Source organism: Aeromonas sp. 9A (assembly GCF_963900955.1).
Taxonomy (GTDB): Bacteria; Pseudomonadota; Gammaproteobacteria; order Enterobacterales; family Aeromonadaceae; genus Aeromonas; species Aeromonas salmonicida.
The window spans coordinates 4,324,414-4,336,626 of sequence record NZ_CAWRFG010000001.1 but is presented as its reverse complement, the minus strand read 5'-3'; the positions used below and the strand labels follow the sequence as shown (position 1 = coordinate 4,336,626).

Annotated in this window: 11 protein-coding genes and 3 tRNA genes; 10 read left to right on the top strand and 4 right to left on the bottom strand. The window is 58.6% G+C overall.

From position 1 onward, the window contains the following. Positions 1–8: 8 nt before the first annotated feature. The gene (locus tag AACX78_RS20060) at positions 9–1,139 is read right to left on the bottom strand and encodes a NapC/NirT family cytochrome c (protein WP_159167207.1); all 1,131 of its coding nucleotides are present in this window, start codon (positions 1,137–1,139) and stop codon (positions 9–11) included. A gap of 366 nt (positions 1,140–1,505) precedes the next feature. On the opposite strand from AACX78_RS20060, the gene AACX78_RS20055 reads away from it, so the two are divergent. Continuing rightward, entirely contained in the window at positions 1,506–3,476 is a 1,971-nt protein-coding gene (locus AACX78_RS20055; RefSeq protein ID WP_159167206.1) for a DNA topoisomerase III, read from the top strand. A gap of 81 nt (positions 3,477–3,557) precedes the next feature. Here the strand turns inward: AACX78_RS20055 and AACX78_RS20050 are convergent, their stop codons facing one another. Both AACX78_RS20050 and AACX78_RS20045 read right to left on the bottom strand, forming a co-directional pair. Beyond that, the gene (locus AACX78_RS20050; protein WP_159167205.1) at positions 3,558–4,913 is read right to left on the bottom strand and encodes a TrkH family potassium uptake protein; all 1,356 of its coding nucleotides are present in this window, start codon (positions 4,911–4,913) and stop codon (positions 3,558–3,560) included. Further along, the gene (locus AACX78_RS20045; RefSeq protein ID WP_005318531.1) at positions 4,910–5,563 is read right to left on the bottom strand and encodes a potassium channel family protein; all 654 of its coding nucleotides are present in this window, start codon (positions 5,561–5,563) and stop codon (positions 4,910–4,912) included. Before AACX78_RS20045 ends, AACX78_RS20050 begins: the two co-directional genes overlap by 4 nt. A gap of 127 nt (positions 5,564–5,690) precedes the next feature. Between AACX78_RS20045 and murB the strand changes: the two genes are divergently transcribed. Next, positions 5,691–6,728, top strand: a complete 1,038-nt coding sequence (gene murB / locus AACX78_RS20040) for a UDP-N-acetylmuramate dehydrogenase (RefSeq protein WP_159167204.1) — start codon at positions 5,691–5,693, stop codon at positions 6,726–6,728. Continuing rightward, the gene (gene birA / locus AACX78_RS20035; protein ID WP_159167203.1) at positions 6,725–7,690 is read left to right on the top strand and encodes a bifunctional biotin--[acetyl-CoA-carboxylase] ligase/biotin operon repressor BirA; all 966 of its coding nucleotides are present in this window, start codon (positions 6,725–6,727) and stop codon (positions 7,688–7,690) included. The genes murB and birA overlap by 4 nt, the downstream gene beginning before the upstream one ends. Before the next feature lie 80 nt (positions 7,691–7,770). On the opposite strand, the gene coaA is transcribed toward birA, so the two are convergent. After that, the gene (gene coaA / locus AACX78_RS20030; RefSeq protein ID WP_042063823.1) at positions 7,771–8,709 is read right to left on the bottom strand and encodes a type I pantothenate kinase; all 939 of its coding nucleotides are present in this window, start codon (positions 8,707–8,709) and stop codon (positions 7,771–7,773) included. A gap of 260 nt (positions 8,710–8,969) precedes the next feature. Between coaA and AACX78_RS20025 the strand changes: the two genes are divergently transcribed. The 7 genes from AACX78_RS20025 to rplK all read left to right on the top strand — a co-directional run bounded on the left by AACX78_RS20025 (position 8,970) and on the right by rplK (position 12,211). Then, positions 8,970–9,054 (top strand) — tRNA-Tyr (locus AACX78_RS20025). 38 nt (positions 9,055–9,092) lie between these two features. Continuing rightward, positions 9,093–9,167: transfer RNA gene (locus AACX78_RS20020), tRNA-Gly, on the top strand. Between the two features lie 174 nt (positions 9,168–9,341). Continuing rightward, on the top strand, positions 9,342–10,526 hold the full coding sequence (tuf, locus tag AACX78_RS20015; RefSeq protein ID WP_033135315.1) for an elongation factor Tu: 1,185 nt from the start codon (positions 9,342–9,344) through the stop codon (positions 10,524–10,526). A gap of 53 nt (positions 10,527–10,579) precedes the next feature. Next, a tRNA-Trp gene (locus AACX78_RS20010) sits at positions 10,580–10,656 on the top strand. A gap of 60 nt (positions 10,657–10,716) precedes the next feature. Next, on the top strand, positions 10,717–11,088 hold the full coding sequence (secE, locus tag AACX78_RS20005) for a preprotein translocase subunit SecE (RefSeq protein WP_159167202.1): 372 nt from the start codon (positions 10,717–10,719) through the stop codon (positions 11,086–11,088). 9 nt (positions 11,089–11,097) lie between these two features. Then, the gene (gene nusG, locus AACX78_RS20000; protein ID WP_005318554.1) at positions 11,098–11,649 is read left to right on the top strand and encodes a transcription termination/antitermination protein NusG; all 552 of its coding nucleotides are present in this window, start codon (positions 11,098–11,100) and stop codon (positions 11,647–11,649) included. Positions 11,650–11,782: 133 nt separating this feature from the next. Beyond that, complete coding sequence (rplK, locus tag AACX78_RS19995; protein ID WP_005318556.1) at positions 11,783–12,211, top strand: 50S ribosomal protein L11; 429 nt, start codon at positions 11,783–11,785, stop codon at positions 12,209–12,211. Positions 12,212–12,213: the final 2 nt, after the last annotated feature.

Sequence of the window (12,213 nt, the reverse complement as noted above, 5' to 3'; positions counted from 1 at the left end):
TGCCAGCCTTAGTGCGCCGCGCTCATGTCACTGGCATGTTTCTGGACATACTGGGTCAGCATGCGAGCCTGTTCCGGGGTCAGGGAGGTACGGGATTCCATCCCCTTGATGACGCCGATCCACTGGTTGGCATTGAAGTGATCCAGCGCCGTGAGGCCGTGGCAGCCGGTGCAGTTGTTGGACATCAGGGTGGAGGCGTATTGCCACAGCTTGCCCTGATCGCCGATGAGCTGGGTCTGATCCACCCAGGCGGTCAGTTTGACCTGATGCCAGGTGAGGTTGGTGGCGCTGTCGGTTTCGCTCTGGCCGGTGACCAGGGATTTCTTGGCGGCATCGCCGACCAGCACGCTCAGGATCCGCTTGCCGGGGGCTGCGTAGAAGACTTCGCTCACGCCGTCCTGTTGCCAGCCTTCGATCTGCACCTGGGCACGGCCATTCTCGTTGGCCAGTACTTCCACCTTGGTGGAGGGCATCAGGGTGCCTTCATCTGTCTTGGCGGCGGCATCGAGGAACAGCGGCGCCGTGGCGATGGCGTAACGGGTAGTGACGTTGGCCGGAGTCTGGGCGGCAGCCTGGGCCAGCTCGCTGGCACCGGCGGCAGCCAGTTCGCTCATGTCAGGCATGATGTGGGCGACACCGCGGTGGCAGTCGATGCAGGTCTGGCCTTCCTTGATGGCAACCGGGTGCTCGGCCCGGGCATTGGGGCGCTGGGCCAGAATGTCCATGGCGGAGTAGCTGTGGCAGCTGCGGCAGGTGGCGGAGTCGTTGGCCTTGAGCTGGTCCCACACTGTCTGGGCCATGCGCAGCTTGTGCGATTCGTATTTTTCAGGGGTGTCGAGGGTGCCGATCGCCTCGTGATAGATATCCTTCACGGCGCGGATCTTGGTCCACAGATAGGCGCTGGGTTCATTGGGGATGTGGCAGTCTGCACACTCGGCGCGGATCCCCTTCACGTTCTGGAAGTGGACGCTACCCTGATACTCGGCCAGCGGGGTCTGCATGGAGTGGCAGGAGACGCAGAACTCGGTAGAACTGGTTTTATGCATCACTGTCATGGTGACACCCAATGCCGCGACGCCCAGCAGGGCTCCGAGCAGCAGGAGCCAGAACCAGGTCTTTCTCAATAATTTTCCAAGCATGGCGGCATTTTCCTACGATCAAATATTACCAATATAGTAGTAGCTAGAGAGAGGTAGGGTGTTGACCTCTATCATGATTTTTATTTTGTAATGTTATTTTAAATACATTTATTATTTTGTATTTTATCATTTAATTGAATTTAATTTAATGTCCGCGCGTTCCCTATCCAATTCGAACCCGTTCGGGTCAGGTTTCATTACATGGCCCGCATTCGCATCCTGAAGGGGAGTCGCCCGCTTTATCCCGAGTCGTACCTCTGACCGACAGCGTGCTCGTGATCAGCGACCCCGCGGATGGCCAGGCTTGGGCTTTGCAAAAGGCTCGGTATATACTGTTCGCATATACAGTATCCAGGTGTGTTTACCATGCGACTCTTTATCGCCGAGAAGCCCAGTCTTGGCCGAGCCATTGCCGATGTGTTGCCCAAGCCCCACAAGAAGGGGGAGGGCTTCATCGAGACAGCCCAGGGGGATGTGGTGACATGGTGCATCGGCCACCTGCTGGAGCAGGCCGAGCCGGATGCCTACGACGCCGCCTTCAAGCAGTGGCGCATGGAGCAACTGCCCATCATCCCCGCCCAGTGGCAGCTGGTGGCCAAGCCCAAGACCAAGACCCAGCTAACCGTCATCAAGCGGCTGATCAAGCTGGCCGACTGTGTGGTGAATGCCGGTGACCCGGACAGGGAAGGGCAACTGCTGGTGGACGAGGTGATCGACTTTCTCGGCTACCCCAAGACCAGACCGGTGCAGCGCTGCCTTATCAGCGATCTCAATCCGCCGGCGGTGCGCCGCGCCCTCGACAAGCTCAGAGACAACAAGGAGTTCGTGCCGCTGGCGGTATCGGCACTGGCCCGCAGCCGTGCCGACTGGCTCTATGGCATCAACATGACCCGGGCTTACACCCTGCTCGGTCGCAAGGGCGGTTGCAGCGAACTGCTGTCGGTCGGTCGGGTACAGACCCCGCTGTTGGGGCTGGTGGTGCGACGGGATCTGGAGATAGAGGCCTTCGTACCCAAGCCCTTCTATGAGGTGCTGGCCTATCTGGTGACTGAAGGTAATGAGCGCTTCAGTGCCAAGTGGCTGCCCTCCGAGGCCTGCCTGCCCTGGCAGGACGATGAGGGGCGGGTGCTCAACCGGGCGCTGGCGGAGAAAGTGGTCAGTCGTATCAATGGCCAACCAGCATCGGTAGAAGAGGTAGAGGAACAGGCCCGCAAGCAGGCAGCACCGCTGCCCTACAACCTCTCCAGCCTGCAGATCGATGCTGCCAAGCGCTTTGGCATGGATGCCAAGCGAGTGCTGGATGTGTGTCAGGGGCTCTACGAGCGCCACAAGCTCATCACTTATCCCAGATCCGACAGCCGTCACCTGCCCAGCGATCACTTCAATCGGGCGGCCCAGGTACGGGAGGCCATCGCTGCCACTGCGCCGGCACTCGCCAGGGCGGTGAGCGAGGCGGACGGCAAGATCCGCAGCAAGGCGTGGAATGACAGCAAGGTGGATGCCCACCACGCCATCATCCCCACCGAGAAGCGTGGCAACGAGGGCAGCCTCAGCGGCGATGAAGCCAAAATCTACGGTCTGGTGGCGCGCCAATACCTGCTGCAGTTCTACCCTCCGTTCGAGTACAACGACAGCAAGGTGCTGCTGCGTATCGCGGGTGGCCTGTTCCTGGCCAAGGCGCGGCGGATCCTCAAGGCGGGCTGGAAGGCGTTGCTGGGGGTTGAAGAAGATGACGATGAAGAGAAAGCCGGTACCCTGCCCGCCCTGAAAGAGGGGGAGCAACTGCTGTGCGAGCGCGGTGAGCTGCTGGAGAAGATGACCCAGGCGCCCAAGTCGTTCACCGACGCCACCCTGCTGGCCGCCATGACCGGCATAGCTCGCTACGTGCAGGATCCCGAGATCCGCAAGACGTTGCGCGAAACGGACGGCCTCGGTACCGAGGCGACCCGGGCCGGCATCATAGACCTGCTGTTCAGGCGTCGTTTTCTGGTGCGCCAGGGCAAGAGCATCAAGGGCACGCCCACTGGGCGGGCACTGATCCTGGCGCTGCCCGCCACCGCCACCACGCCGGACATGACGGCTCTGTGGGAGCAGAGCCTGGGCCAGATTGCCGAGCGGCACGCCAGCTATCAGCAATTTATGGGGCCACTGACAGATCAGTTGAACGCCTTGATTGAGGGAGCCCGGCAGGATTCCGGTGCCAGCTTCAGCGCCCTGCCCAAGACTGCGTCGGGGGCCGGCAAGCCGCGTTTTACCCGTCGCAAGATCAGCGCAGGCACCACTGGCACTCCTCGCAAGAGTACCGGCAAGCGCCAGGCCAAGAGCAAGGCGACCTGAGTCGCCGCGCCGCAATACCAGGCTGGATAAGCCAAATAGAAAAAGGGGCCCTTGGCCCCTTTTTCTATATTGCACCTGGAACTAGCCCGTATAGACACTCTCTTCCGGGTACTTGATGCGGGTTTCGCTCGGGCGCGCCAGCATGAAAGCCAGGGTCAGCGGGCCGAGACGACCACAGATCATCACCAGAGCCAGGATAAGCTTGCTCGGCTCGCTCAAGGAGGCAGTAATGCCGGTAGAAAGCCCCACAGTGGCGAACGCAGAGACGGTCTCGAACATGATTTTGTCGAACGGCAGATCCTCGGTCACCATCAGCAGGAACATCGCCAGCATCAGTACCATGGTGCTGACTATGATGATGGCCAGCGAGCGGGTCACTATCTGGGGTGACAAGGTGCGACCAAAGGCTGTGACATGGGGTCGCTTGCTCAGGAAGGCACGGGTCGCCAGCAGCACCACCGCAAAGGTGGTCACCTTGATACCACCGCCGGTAGAGGTGGTACCCGCCCCGATAAACATCAGCATCATCAGGAATAGCAGGGCCGCAGGGGTCATCAGCCCGATATCCATGGTATTGAAGCCCGCGGTCCGCGCACTGGCAGAGTGAAAGAAGGCAGCCAGCCACTGTCCCCCAAGGGAGGTGGCGCCAAGGGTGCCCGGATTGTTGCGCTCCAGCAGCCAGAACATCAGGGTGCCCAGCAGCAGCAGGGCTGGGGTCATCACCAGCATCAGCTTGCTGTGCAGCTTCAGCTTGCGCCAGCGCCGGTTGCGCACCAGATCGACGACGACAGTAAAGCCGATTCCCCCGAGGACCAGCAGACCAGCGATGGTCAGGCTGATGATAGGGTCATCCCGGTAGTTCATCAGGTTATTGGAAAATAGCGAGAAACCGGCGTTGTTAAAGGCAGAAACCGCATGGAAGAAGCTGACGTAAAGGCCGTGTTCCCAGCCCATATCGGGCACCCAGCGGATGGCCATGACAGCGGTGCCGATCAGCTGGGCGATAAAGGCGAACAACACTATGCGTCTGACCAGCCCCACTATGTTGACCGAGCCCTCCTGTCCCAGCGCCTCCTTGGCCAGCACCTGCTGGCGCAGGCCGACCCGTTTGCTGAACATGGCGATCAGCAGCAGTGTCATTGTCATCTGACCCAGACCGCCAATCTCCATCAATATCAACAGGAAGATCTGCCCCTGCAGCGTGAAGGCGGTACCTGTATCCACCACACCGAGCCCGGTCACGCTGATGGCCGAGGTGGCGGTGAACAGGGCGTTGACGAAGGTCACCTCGCCATTGTGGCTGGAGGGTTGCACCAGAAAAATGGTGCCGATCAGCAGGATGACCAGAAAGCTGCCCAGGATCAGCTTGGCTTCGCTCCAGCGGGAGTTGTCATCCCGATGCAGGGCGAAGGCGTAGCTGCTGCGCCAATTGATCATAGGGTTTCCAGCCAGTGGTCGATGGCGTGTTTGTTGCCTGCCATGATCAGTATGTCGCCCAGTTGCAGCTCCATCTTGCCGGTCAGCACGTTATGCAGCACATCGCCTCGCTTGATGGCGAGCAGCTGAAAGTCGTTCTGCTGCAGCAGATGCAAGTCACCGAGATTGCGGGCATTTTGCTGCAGACCGATAACGACTTCGGTCAGCACCATATCGTGGCCCAGCTCCAGATAGTCGAACAACCGGTTGTCCAGCATGCTCTGGGCGACCCGTCGGCCCATGTCCCACTCCGGATTGATCACCTTGTCGGCCCCGACTTTATGCAGGATTTTGGCGTGAAACTTGTCACGGGCCTTGACCCACACCTTCTTCACGCCCGCCTCTTTCAGGACGAGAGTGGTGAGTATGCTGGTCTCGAGGTTGTCACCGATGGCGACGAAAACGATATCGAAGTTGGCCAGCCCCAGCTCGGCTACGGTAGCCTCATCGGTCGCATCGGCGACGACGACATGGCTGCACAGGGTAGCTATCTGGCGGGTCTTACTTTCGTCGATATCAATCGCCAGCACCTCGGCATCCTGCCGTTGCAGCTCTTCGCACAGGGCGCTGCCAAACAGACCCAGTCCGATGACGGCAAATTGGTTGTTCATGAGTACTTCCTCAGGAGTCGGAGCCGGATACTCTACTCCAGCAGATCGAGTCCGAAAAGAGGGCGGGATTTTTCGTCCGGCGGGAATATAAGGTAGACTGCCCGCTTGCTATTGTCGGGACACGCAGATGAAACTCACCCCCCACGCCTCCTTGTTGACGCTCAACACCCTGGCCCTCGATGCCCACTGCCTCTGGCTGGCGGAGGTAGACAATCTTGATGACCTGCCGCAGATCCTGGCCAGTCCTGAACTGGCAGAATTGCCCCGCCTGGTGTTGGGTGGCGGCAGCAATATATTGTTTTGCAATGATTTCGCTGGCCTGGTGGTACTCAACCGGCTGAAGGGTATCGCACTGCAGGATGAGGGGGAGCACTGGCTGTTGCATGTGGCCGCCGGTGAGGACTGGCATCAACTGGTGTGTCATGCCCTGCAACAGGGCTGGTATGGTCTGGAGAATCTGGCGCTGATCCCGGGCACAGTCGGCGCCGCGCCGGTACAGAATATCGGTGCCTACGGGGTCGAGCTGGCTCGTTTCTGTGCCTATGTGGAGGCATTCAACTGGCAGACTGGTCAGGTGGAGCGTATCAAGGCCGCCGATTGTCATTTCGGCTACCGTGACAGCATCTTCAAGCACGCCTGTCAGGATTCTCACTTCATTACCGCCGTCGGTCTGCGTCTGCCCAAGGCCTGGACGCCCATGCTGGGCTACGGCCCGCTGGCGGCGCTCGGTGACACGCCCACGGCGCAGGCCATCTTCGATACCGTCTGCGCCACCCGGATGGCCAAGCTGCCGGATCCCAACCTGCTCGGCAATGCGGGCAGCTTCTTCAAGAACCCCGTGGTAACGACGACGCTGGCCGATACGCTCAAGCAGCAATATCCGCAGATGCCCTGCTATCCGGCTGGGGAAGGGCAGGCCAAGCTGGCGGCGGGCTGGCTCATCGATCAGTGCGGCCTGAAAGGCTTCGCCATCGGCCGCGCCGCCGTCCATCAGGAGCAGGCGCTGGTGCTGGTCAATCTGGGGGGCGCCAGCGCCATGGAGTTGATCGCGCTGGCGGCCCATGTCCGTGATAGCGTGGAACAAAAGTTTGGCGTGGCACTGGAGCACGAGGTGCGCTTCATGGGGCCGCAGGGCGAAACCTGGCTCGACGAGGTGCTCTCATGACCCTGACTCCCATCAGACAGACCCTGATCACCCTGCTCAGCGACGGCCAGTTTCACTCCGGCGAACAGCTGGGCGAGCAGCTTGGCATCAGCCGGGCGGCGGTGAGCAAACACATGGCTGCGCTCAAGGAGCTGGGGTTGGATCTCTTTAGCCTGACCGGCAAGGGCTACCGGCTGGCGGTGCCGATGGCGCTTTACGATCAGGCCACCTTGCAAGCGCTGGCCCCGATGGCGCCGGTGCACTGTTTTCCGGTCATTGGCTCGACCAATCAGCACCTGCTGGATCGGGTCAATGATCTGCGCTCCGGCGAGAGTTGTCTGGCCGAGTGCCAGACCGCCGGGCGCGGTCGCCGTGGCAAAGCCTGGATTTCGCCGTTCGGTTGCCAGCTGATCCTCAGCATGTACTGGCGGCTGGAACAAGGCATGGCGGCGGCCATGGGGCTGAGTCTGGCGGTCGGCGTGGCAGTGGTTGAAGCGCTGGAGTCCCTTGGCTATCAAGGGGTCGAGCTCAAGTGGCCGAACGACCTCTACTATCAGGGCCGCAAGCTGGCGGGGATACTGGTGGAGATGAGCGGTAGCGCCGGGGCCAGCTGTCATCTGGTGATCGGCATCGGTCTCAATCTGGCGATGCCTGCCCGCGAAGGGGAGAAGATCGATCAGGCCTGGGCCGAGCTGCGCCACATCAATCCGGAACTGGTGGATCGCAATCAGTTGGCAGCCCGGATGATCGTCCATCTGCAGCGGGCGTTGCACACCTTTGAGCAACAGGGGTTGGCAAGCTTTGTCGATGACTGGAATCGGCTCGATCACTTTGCCGGTCGCCCGGTGCGCCTGCTGATGGGAGATCAGGAGATCCGCGGCATCGCCCGTGGCATCGACGATCGCGGCGCCCTGAGACTGGAGACGGGCGAAGGGGTCAAATTCTATCTGGGGGGCGAGCTATCCCTGCGCCGGGGCGACTAAGGGCCAGCAAGGCCGCTGATGATGCCAAATAGAAGAGGGGGCCTGCGGGCCCCCTCTTCGTTATCCGGCAACTGCTGTCATCATTTGCGCAGCTTGATCTGCTCGATGGCGTGCTCATGGCCCTTGGTCATGATCAGGTTGGCACGCTCACGAGTTGGTAGGATATTTTCCTGCAAATTCAAATAGTTGATATCTTGCCAGATGTTGCTGGCGATCCGGGTCGCCTCACTCTCCGCCAGTTTGGCGTAGTTATGGAAGTAGGAGTCGGGATCCGAGAAGGCACCGCTTCTGAACTTGAGGAAGCGTTCGATATACCAGGTGCGCAGCAGTTCGGCATCGGCATCCACATAGATGGAGAAGTCGACGAAGTCCGACACGAAGACCCGATGGGGCTCCTGGGGGTAGTCCATGCCGCTTTGCAGCACATTGAGTCCTTCCAGGATCAGGATGTCCGGCTGCTCCACCACCTTCTTCTCATCGGGAATGATGTCGTAGATAAGGTGGGAGTAGACAGGTGCCTCTACCTTCTCATGGCCGGCCCGGATATTGGCGACAAACTCCACCAGATGGCGGATGTCGTAGGATTCCGGGAACCCCTTGCGGCGCATCAGGCCGCGCTCTTCCAGTACCTTGTTGGGATAGAGGAAGCCGTCGGTGGTGACCAGCTCTACCCGCGGATGTTCCGGCCAGCGCTCCAGCAGCGCCTGCAGAATACGGGCCGTGGTGCTTTTGCCCCCCGCCACGCTGCCGGCAATGCTGATGATATAGGTACCCTTGCCGCGGGACTGACCGAGGAACTGCTCCAGTACCCGGCTGCGACGCTGCTTGGCTTTGACATAGAGATTGAGCAGGCGGGAGAGGGGCAGGTAGATCTCTTCCACTTCCCGCAATGACACCTTCTCGTTGATCCCGCGCAGGGTCTGCAGATCGTGTTCGGTCAGGGTCAGGGGGACCGAATCGCGCAATAACGCCCATTGATCGCGGGTGAATTGCAGATAGGGGTTATGCTCTGTCGTCATGGTGTCATCACTGTTTCTTGGGCAGGGCGACCATACACCAAGGGGTGGGGAGCGACAAGCTATGCTGCGGATCCGAGCAGGGAGTGAGTCCTTTTTTGCATACTTCCCGGCAATAATGCACATTTTGCAAGGCGCAATGGTTGCATCCCCAAAATCCTTACAATAAAATGCGCGACGCTTGGATGTCTGTCGTTATTTGCCCGGCAAAAGCGATAAAACAACGGGTGCAAGCAGAATTACCGTTGTGGCATTTATGCACCGGAGGGGTTCCCGAGCGGCCAAAGGGATCAGACTGTAAATCTGACGGCTCTGCCTTCGAAGGTTCGAATCCTTCTCCCTCCACCATATTTCTCTGCGGTTTGAGTTCTTTGGGTTAGAGAAATGCGGGCATCGTATAATGGCTATTACCTCAGCCTTCCAAGCTGATGATGCGGGTTCGATTCCCGCTGCCTGCTCCAAGATGCTGATATGGCTCAGGCGATAGCAAGAGTCACACCTTAGCGGGTGAGTTCGGCAATCGAACCTGGCTGCCAGCACCAACCTCTCTTCCCTACCAGATTCAAATCCATCATATAAACTGTTCTGTGGTTAGCTTGCCACCGCGTACTCAGCGTTAGTTTAGAGGGACGATCATGTCTAAAGAAAAATTTGAGCGTAACAAACCGCACGTTAACGTGGGTACCATCGGCCACGTTGACCACGGTAAAACCACCCTGACTGCAGCCATCACCAACGTGCTGGCCAAGCACTTCGGTGGTAAAGCTTTCGCCTTCGACCAGATCGACAAGGCACCGGAAGAGCGTGAGCGTGGTATCACCATCAACACCTCCCACGTAGAATACGATACCGCTACCCGCCACTACGCGCACGTAGATTGCCCGGGTCACGCCGACTACGTTAAAAACATGATCACTGGTGCTGCCCAGATGGACGGCGCGATCCTGGTAGTAGCCGCGACCGACGGCCCGATGCCGCAAACTCGTGAGCACATCCTGCTGGGTCGCCAGGTTGGTATCCCGTACATGATCGTGTTCATGAACAAGTGCGACATGGTAGATGACGAAGAGCTGCTCGAACTGGTCGAGATGGAAGTTCGTGAACTGCTGACCGAGTATGACTTCCCGGGTGATGACCTGCCGGTAGTTCGTGGTTCCGCGCTGAAAGCGCTGGAAGGCGACGCGGCATGGGAAGAGAAGATCATCGAGCTGGCTGGCCACCTGGATACCTATATCCCGGAGCCGGAGCGCGCAATTGACCTGCCGTTCCTGATGCCTATCGAAGACGTATTCTCCATCGCTGGCCGTGGTACCGTAGTAACCGGTCGTGTAGAGCGCGGTATCGTCAAAGTCGGTGAGACCGTAGAAATCGTGGGTATCAAAGATACCGTTTCTACCACCTGTACCGGTGTTGAAATGTTCCGCAAGCTGCTGGACGAAGGTCGTGCAGGCGAGAACATCGGCGCGCTGCTGCGTGGCGTCAAGCGTGAAGACGTAGAGCGTGGTCAGGTACTGGCCAAGCCGGGCTCCATCAAGCCGCACACCAAGTTTGAATCTGAAGTGTACGTACTGTCCAAAGAAGAAGGTGGTCGTCATACCCCGTTCTTCAAAGGCTACCGTCCGCAGTTCTACTTCCGTACAACCGACGTGACCGGTACCATCGAACTGCCGGAAGGCGTAGAGATGGTAATGCCAGGCGACAACATCAAAATGGTTGTTACCCTGATTGCGCCGATCGCAATGGATGACGGCCTGCGTTTCGCTATCCGTGAAGGTGGCCGTACCGTAGGTGCCGGTGTTGTAGCCAGCGTGATTGCTTAATCTTTGGCTTACATAAATAAAGCAAAGCCCCTATAATAGGGGCTTTCTTATGTAGGGGCGTAGTTCGAATTGGTAGAACAGCGGTCTCCAAAACCGATGGTTGCGGGTTCGAGTCCTGCCGCCCCTGCCATATACCTCGTCTCGTACGGGGCTTTTGTGTCTTTGGTTACGTCAGATACAGGTGGGTTGTATGAGTGTTAGTTCTGAGAGCCAGGGCGGAAGCAAGGATACCCTGCTTTGGGGCCTGGTTTTCATCATCCTGGCGGCCGCTGTAGTGGGTAATTACCTGCTCAACGATATTGTCGCTGCCGTCCGCGCCCTGGGTGTGGTCGTTGTCATTGCTGCTGCTGGTGCAGTAGCCCTGCAAACCACCAAGGGAAAGGCGACACTGGCATTTGCCCGTGAGTCTCGCCTGGAAGTCCGCAAGGTCGTATGGCCGACCCGTCAGGAAGCCATTCAGACAACCCTGATTGTGCTGGCGGTGACTGCCGTGATGGGGCTGTTGCTGTTCATGCTGGACGGTGCCTTGGTCTGGTTGGTCAACTTGATTACCGGAGTGTAAGGATAAGCCATGACTGAACAACGTGAACAACGTATGAGATGGTATGTCGTGCAGGCATTCTCCGGCTATGAAGGTCGGGTAGCTAAATCCCTGCGCGAACATATCAAGATGCATGGCATGGAAGACATGTTCGGTGAAGTACTGGTCCCGACTGAAGAAGTGGTCGAGATGCGTGCTGGCCAGAAGCGCAAGAGTGAGCGCAAATTTTTCCCGGGCTACGTGCTGGTTCAGATGCTCATGGATGAAACCACATGGCACTTGGTGCGTAACGTACCGCGTGTGATGGGCTTCATTGGTGGCACATCTGATCGCCCGGCTCCTATCTCTGATAAGGAAGCCGATGCGATCCTGAACCGCCTGCAAGATGCCCACGACAAGCCGCGTCCGAAAACCCTGTTTGAACCGGGTGAAATGGTGCGGGTTGCCGATGGTCCGTTCGCCGACTTCAACGGTACCGTTGAAGAGGTGGACTACGAGAAGAGCCGCGTGAAGGTCTCTGTTTTGATCTTCGGTCGCTCAACGCCGGTAGAACTGGATTTTGGTCAGGTCGAAAAGGGCTGATTAAACTCTGTACGTTAACGGTTGTCAGGGGCAGCGAATGTCACTATAATTCGCTGCCCCTTTATTAGTTGGGGAGCCGTTTGCAGGAGCATGTCTCCGAGGCGCTAGAACCCATTTCTGAGGTATTTTTCTAATGGCTAAGAAAGTCACGGCTTATATCAAGCTGCAAGTTAAGGCTGGCAGTGCTAACCCCAGCCCTCCCGTTGGTCCTGCTCTGGGTCAGCACGGTGTTAACATTATGGAATTCTGTAAGGCGTTCAACGCTCGTACAGAGAAGCTGGAAAAAGGCTCACCGACTCCGGTCGTGATCACCGTTTACAGCGACCGTTCCTTCACCTTCGAAACCAAGACTCCGCCTGCTGCCTTCCTGTTGAAGAAAGCTGCAGGTATCCAGTCTGGTTCAGCCAAGCCGAACAAAGACAAGGTTGGTAAGGTGACTGTTGCCCAGCTGCAAGAAATCGCCAAGACCAAAGAGCCGGATATGACCGGTGCCGATCTGGATGCAAAAGTACGTTGCATCGCAGGCTCCGCTCGTTCCATGGGCCTGGTAGTGGAGGATTAAGA

Bases quoted from the DNA above. Each gene is read 5' to 3' on its own strand.
- AACX78_RS20060 (WP_159167207.1), bottom strand. From the start codon at position 1,139: ATGCTTGGAAAATTATTGAGAAAGACCTGGTTCTGGCTCCTGCTGCTC.
- AACX78_RS20055 (WP_159167206.1), top strand. From the start codon at position 1,506: ATGCGACTCTTTATCGCCGAGAAGCCCAGTCTTGGCCGAGCCATTGCC.
- AACX78_RS20050 (WP_159167205.1), bottom strand. From the start codon at position 4,913: ATGATCAATTGGCGCAGCAGCTACGCCTTCGCCCTGCATCGGGATGAC.
- AACX78_RS20045 (WP_005318531.1), bottom strand. From the start codon at position 5,563: ATGAACAACCAATTTGCCGTCATCGGACTGGGTCTGTTTGGCAGCGCC.
- murB (WP_159167204.1), top strand. From the start codon at position 5,691: ATGAAACTCACCCCCCACGCCTCCTTGTTGACGCTCAACACCCTGGCC.
- birA (WP_159167203.1), top strand. From the start codon at position 6,725: ATGACCCTGACTCCCATCAGACAGACCCTGATCACCCTGCTCAGCGAC.
- coaA (WP_042063823.1), bottom strand. From the start codon at position 8,709: ATGACGACAGAGCATAACCCCTATCTGCAATTCACCCGCGATCAATGG.
- tuf (WP_033135315.1), top strand. From the start codon at position 9,342: ATGTCTAAAGAAAAATTTGAGCGTAACAAACCGCACGTTAACGTGGGT.
- secE (WP_159167202.1), top strand. From the start codon at position 10,717: ATGAGTGTTAGTTCTGAGAGCCAGGGCGGAAGCAAGGATACCCTGCTT.
- nusG (WP_005318554.1), top strand. From the start codon at position 11,098: ATGACTGAACAACGTGAACAACGTATGAGATGGTATGTCGTGCAGGCA.
- rplK (WP_005318556.1), top strand. From the start codon at position 11,783: ATGGCTAAGAAAGTCACGGCTTATATCAAGCTGCAAGTTAAGGCTGGC.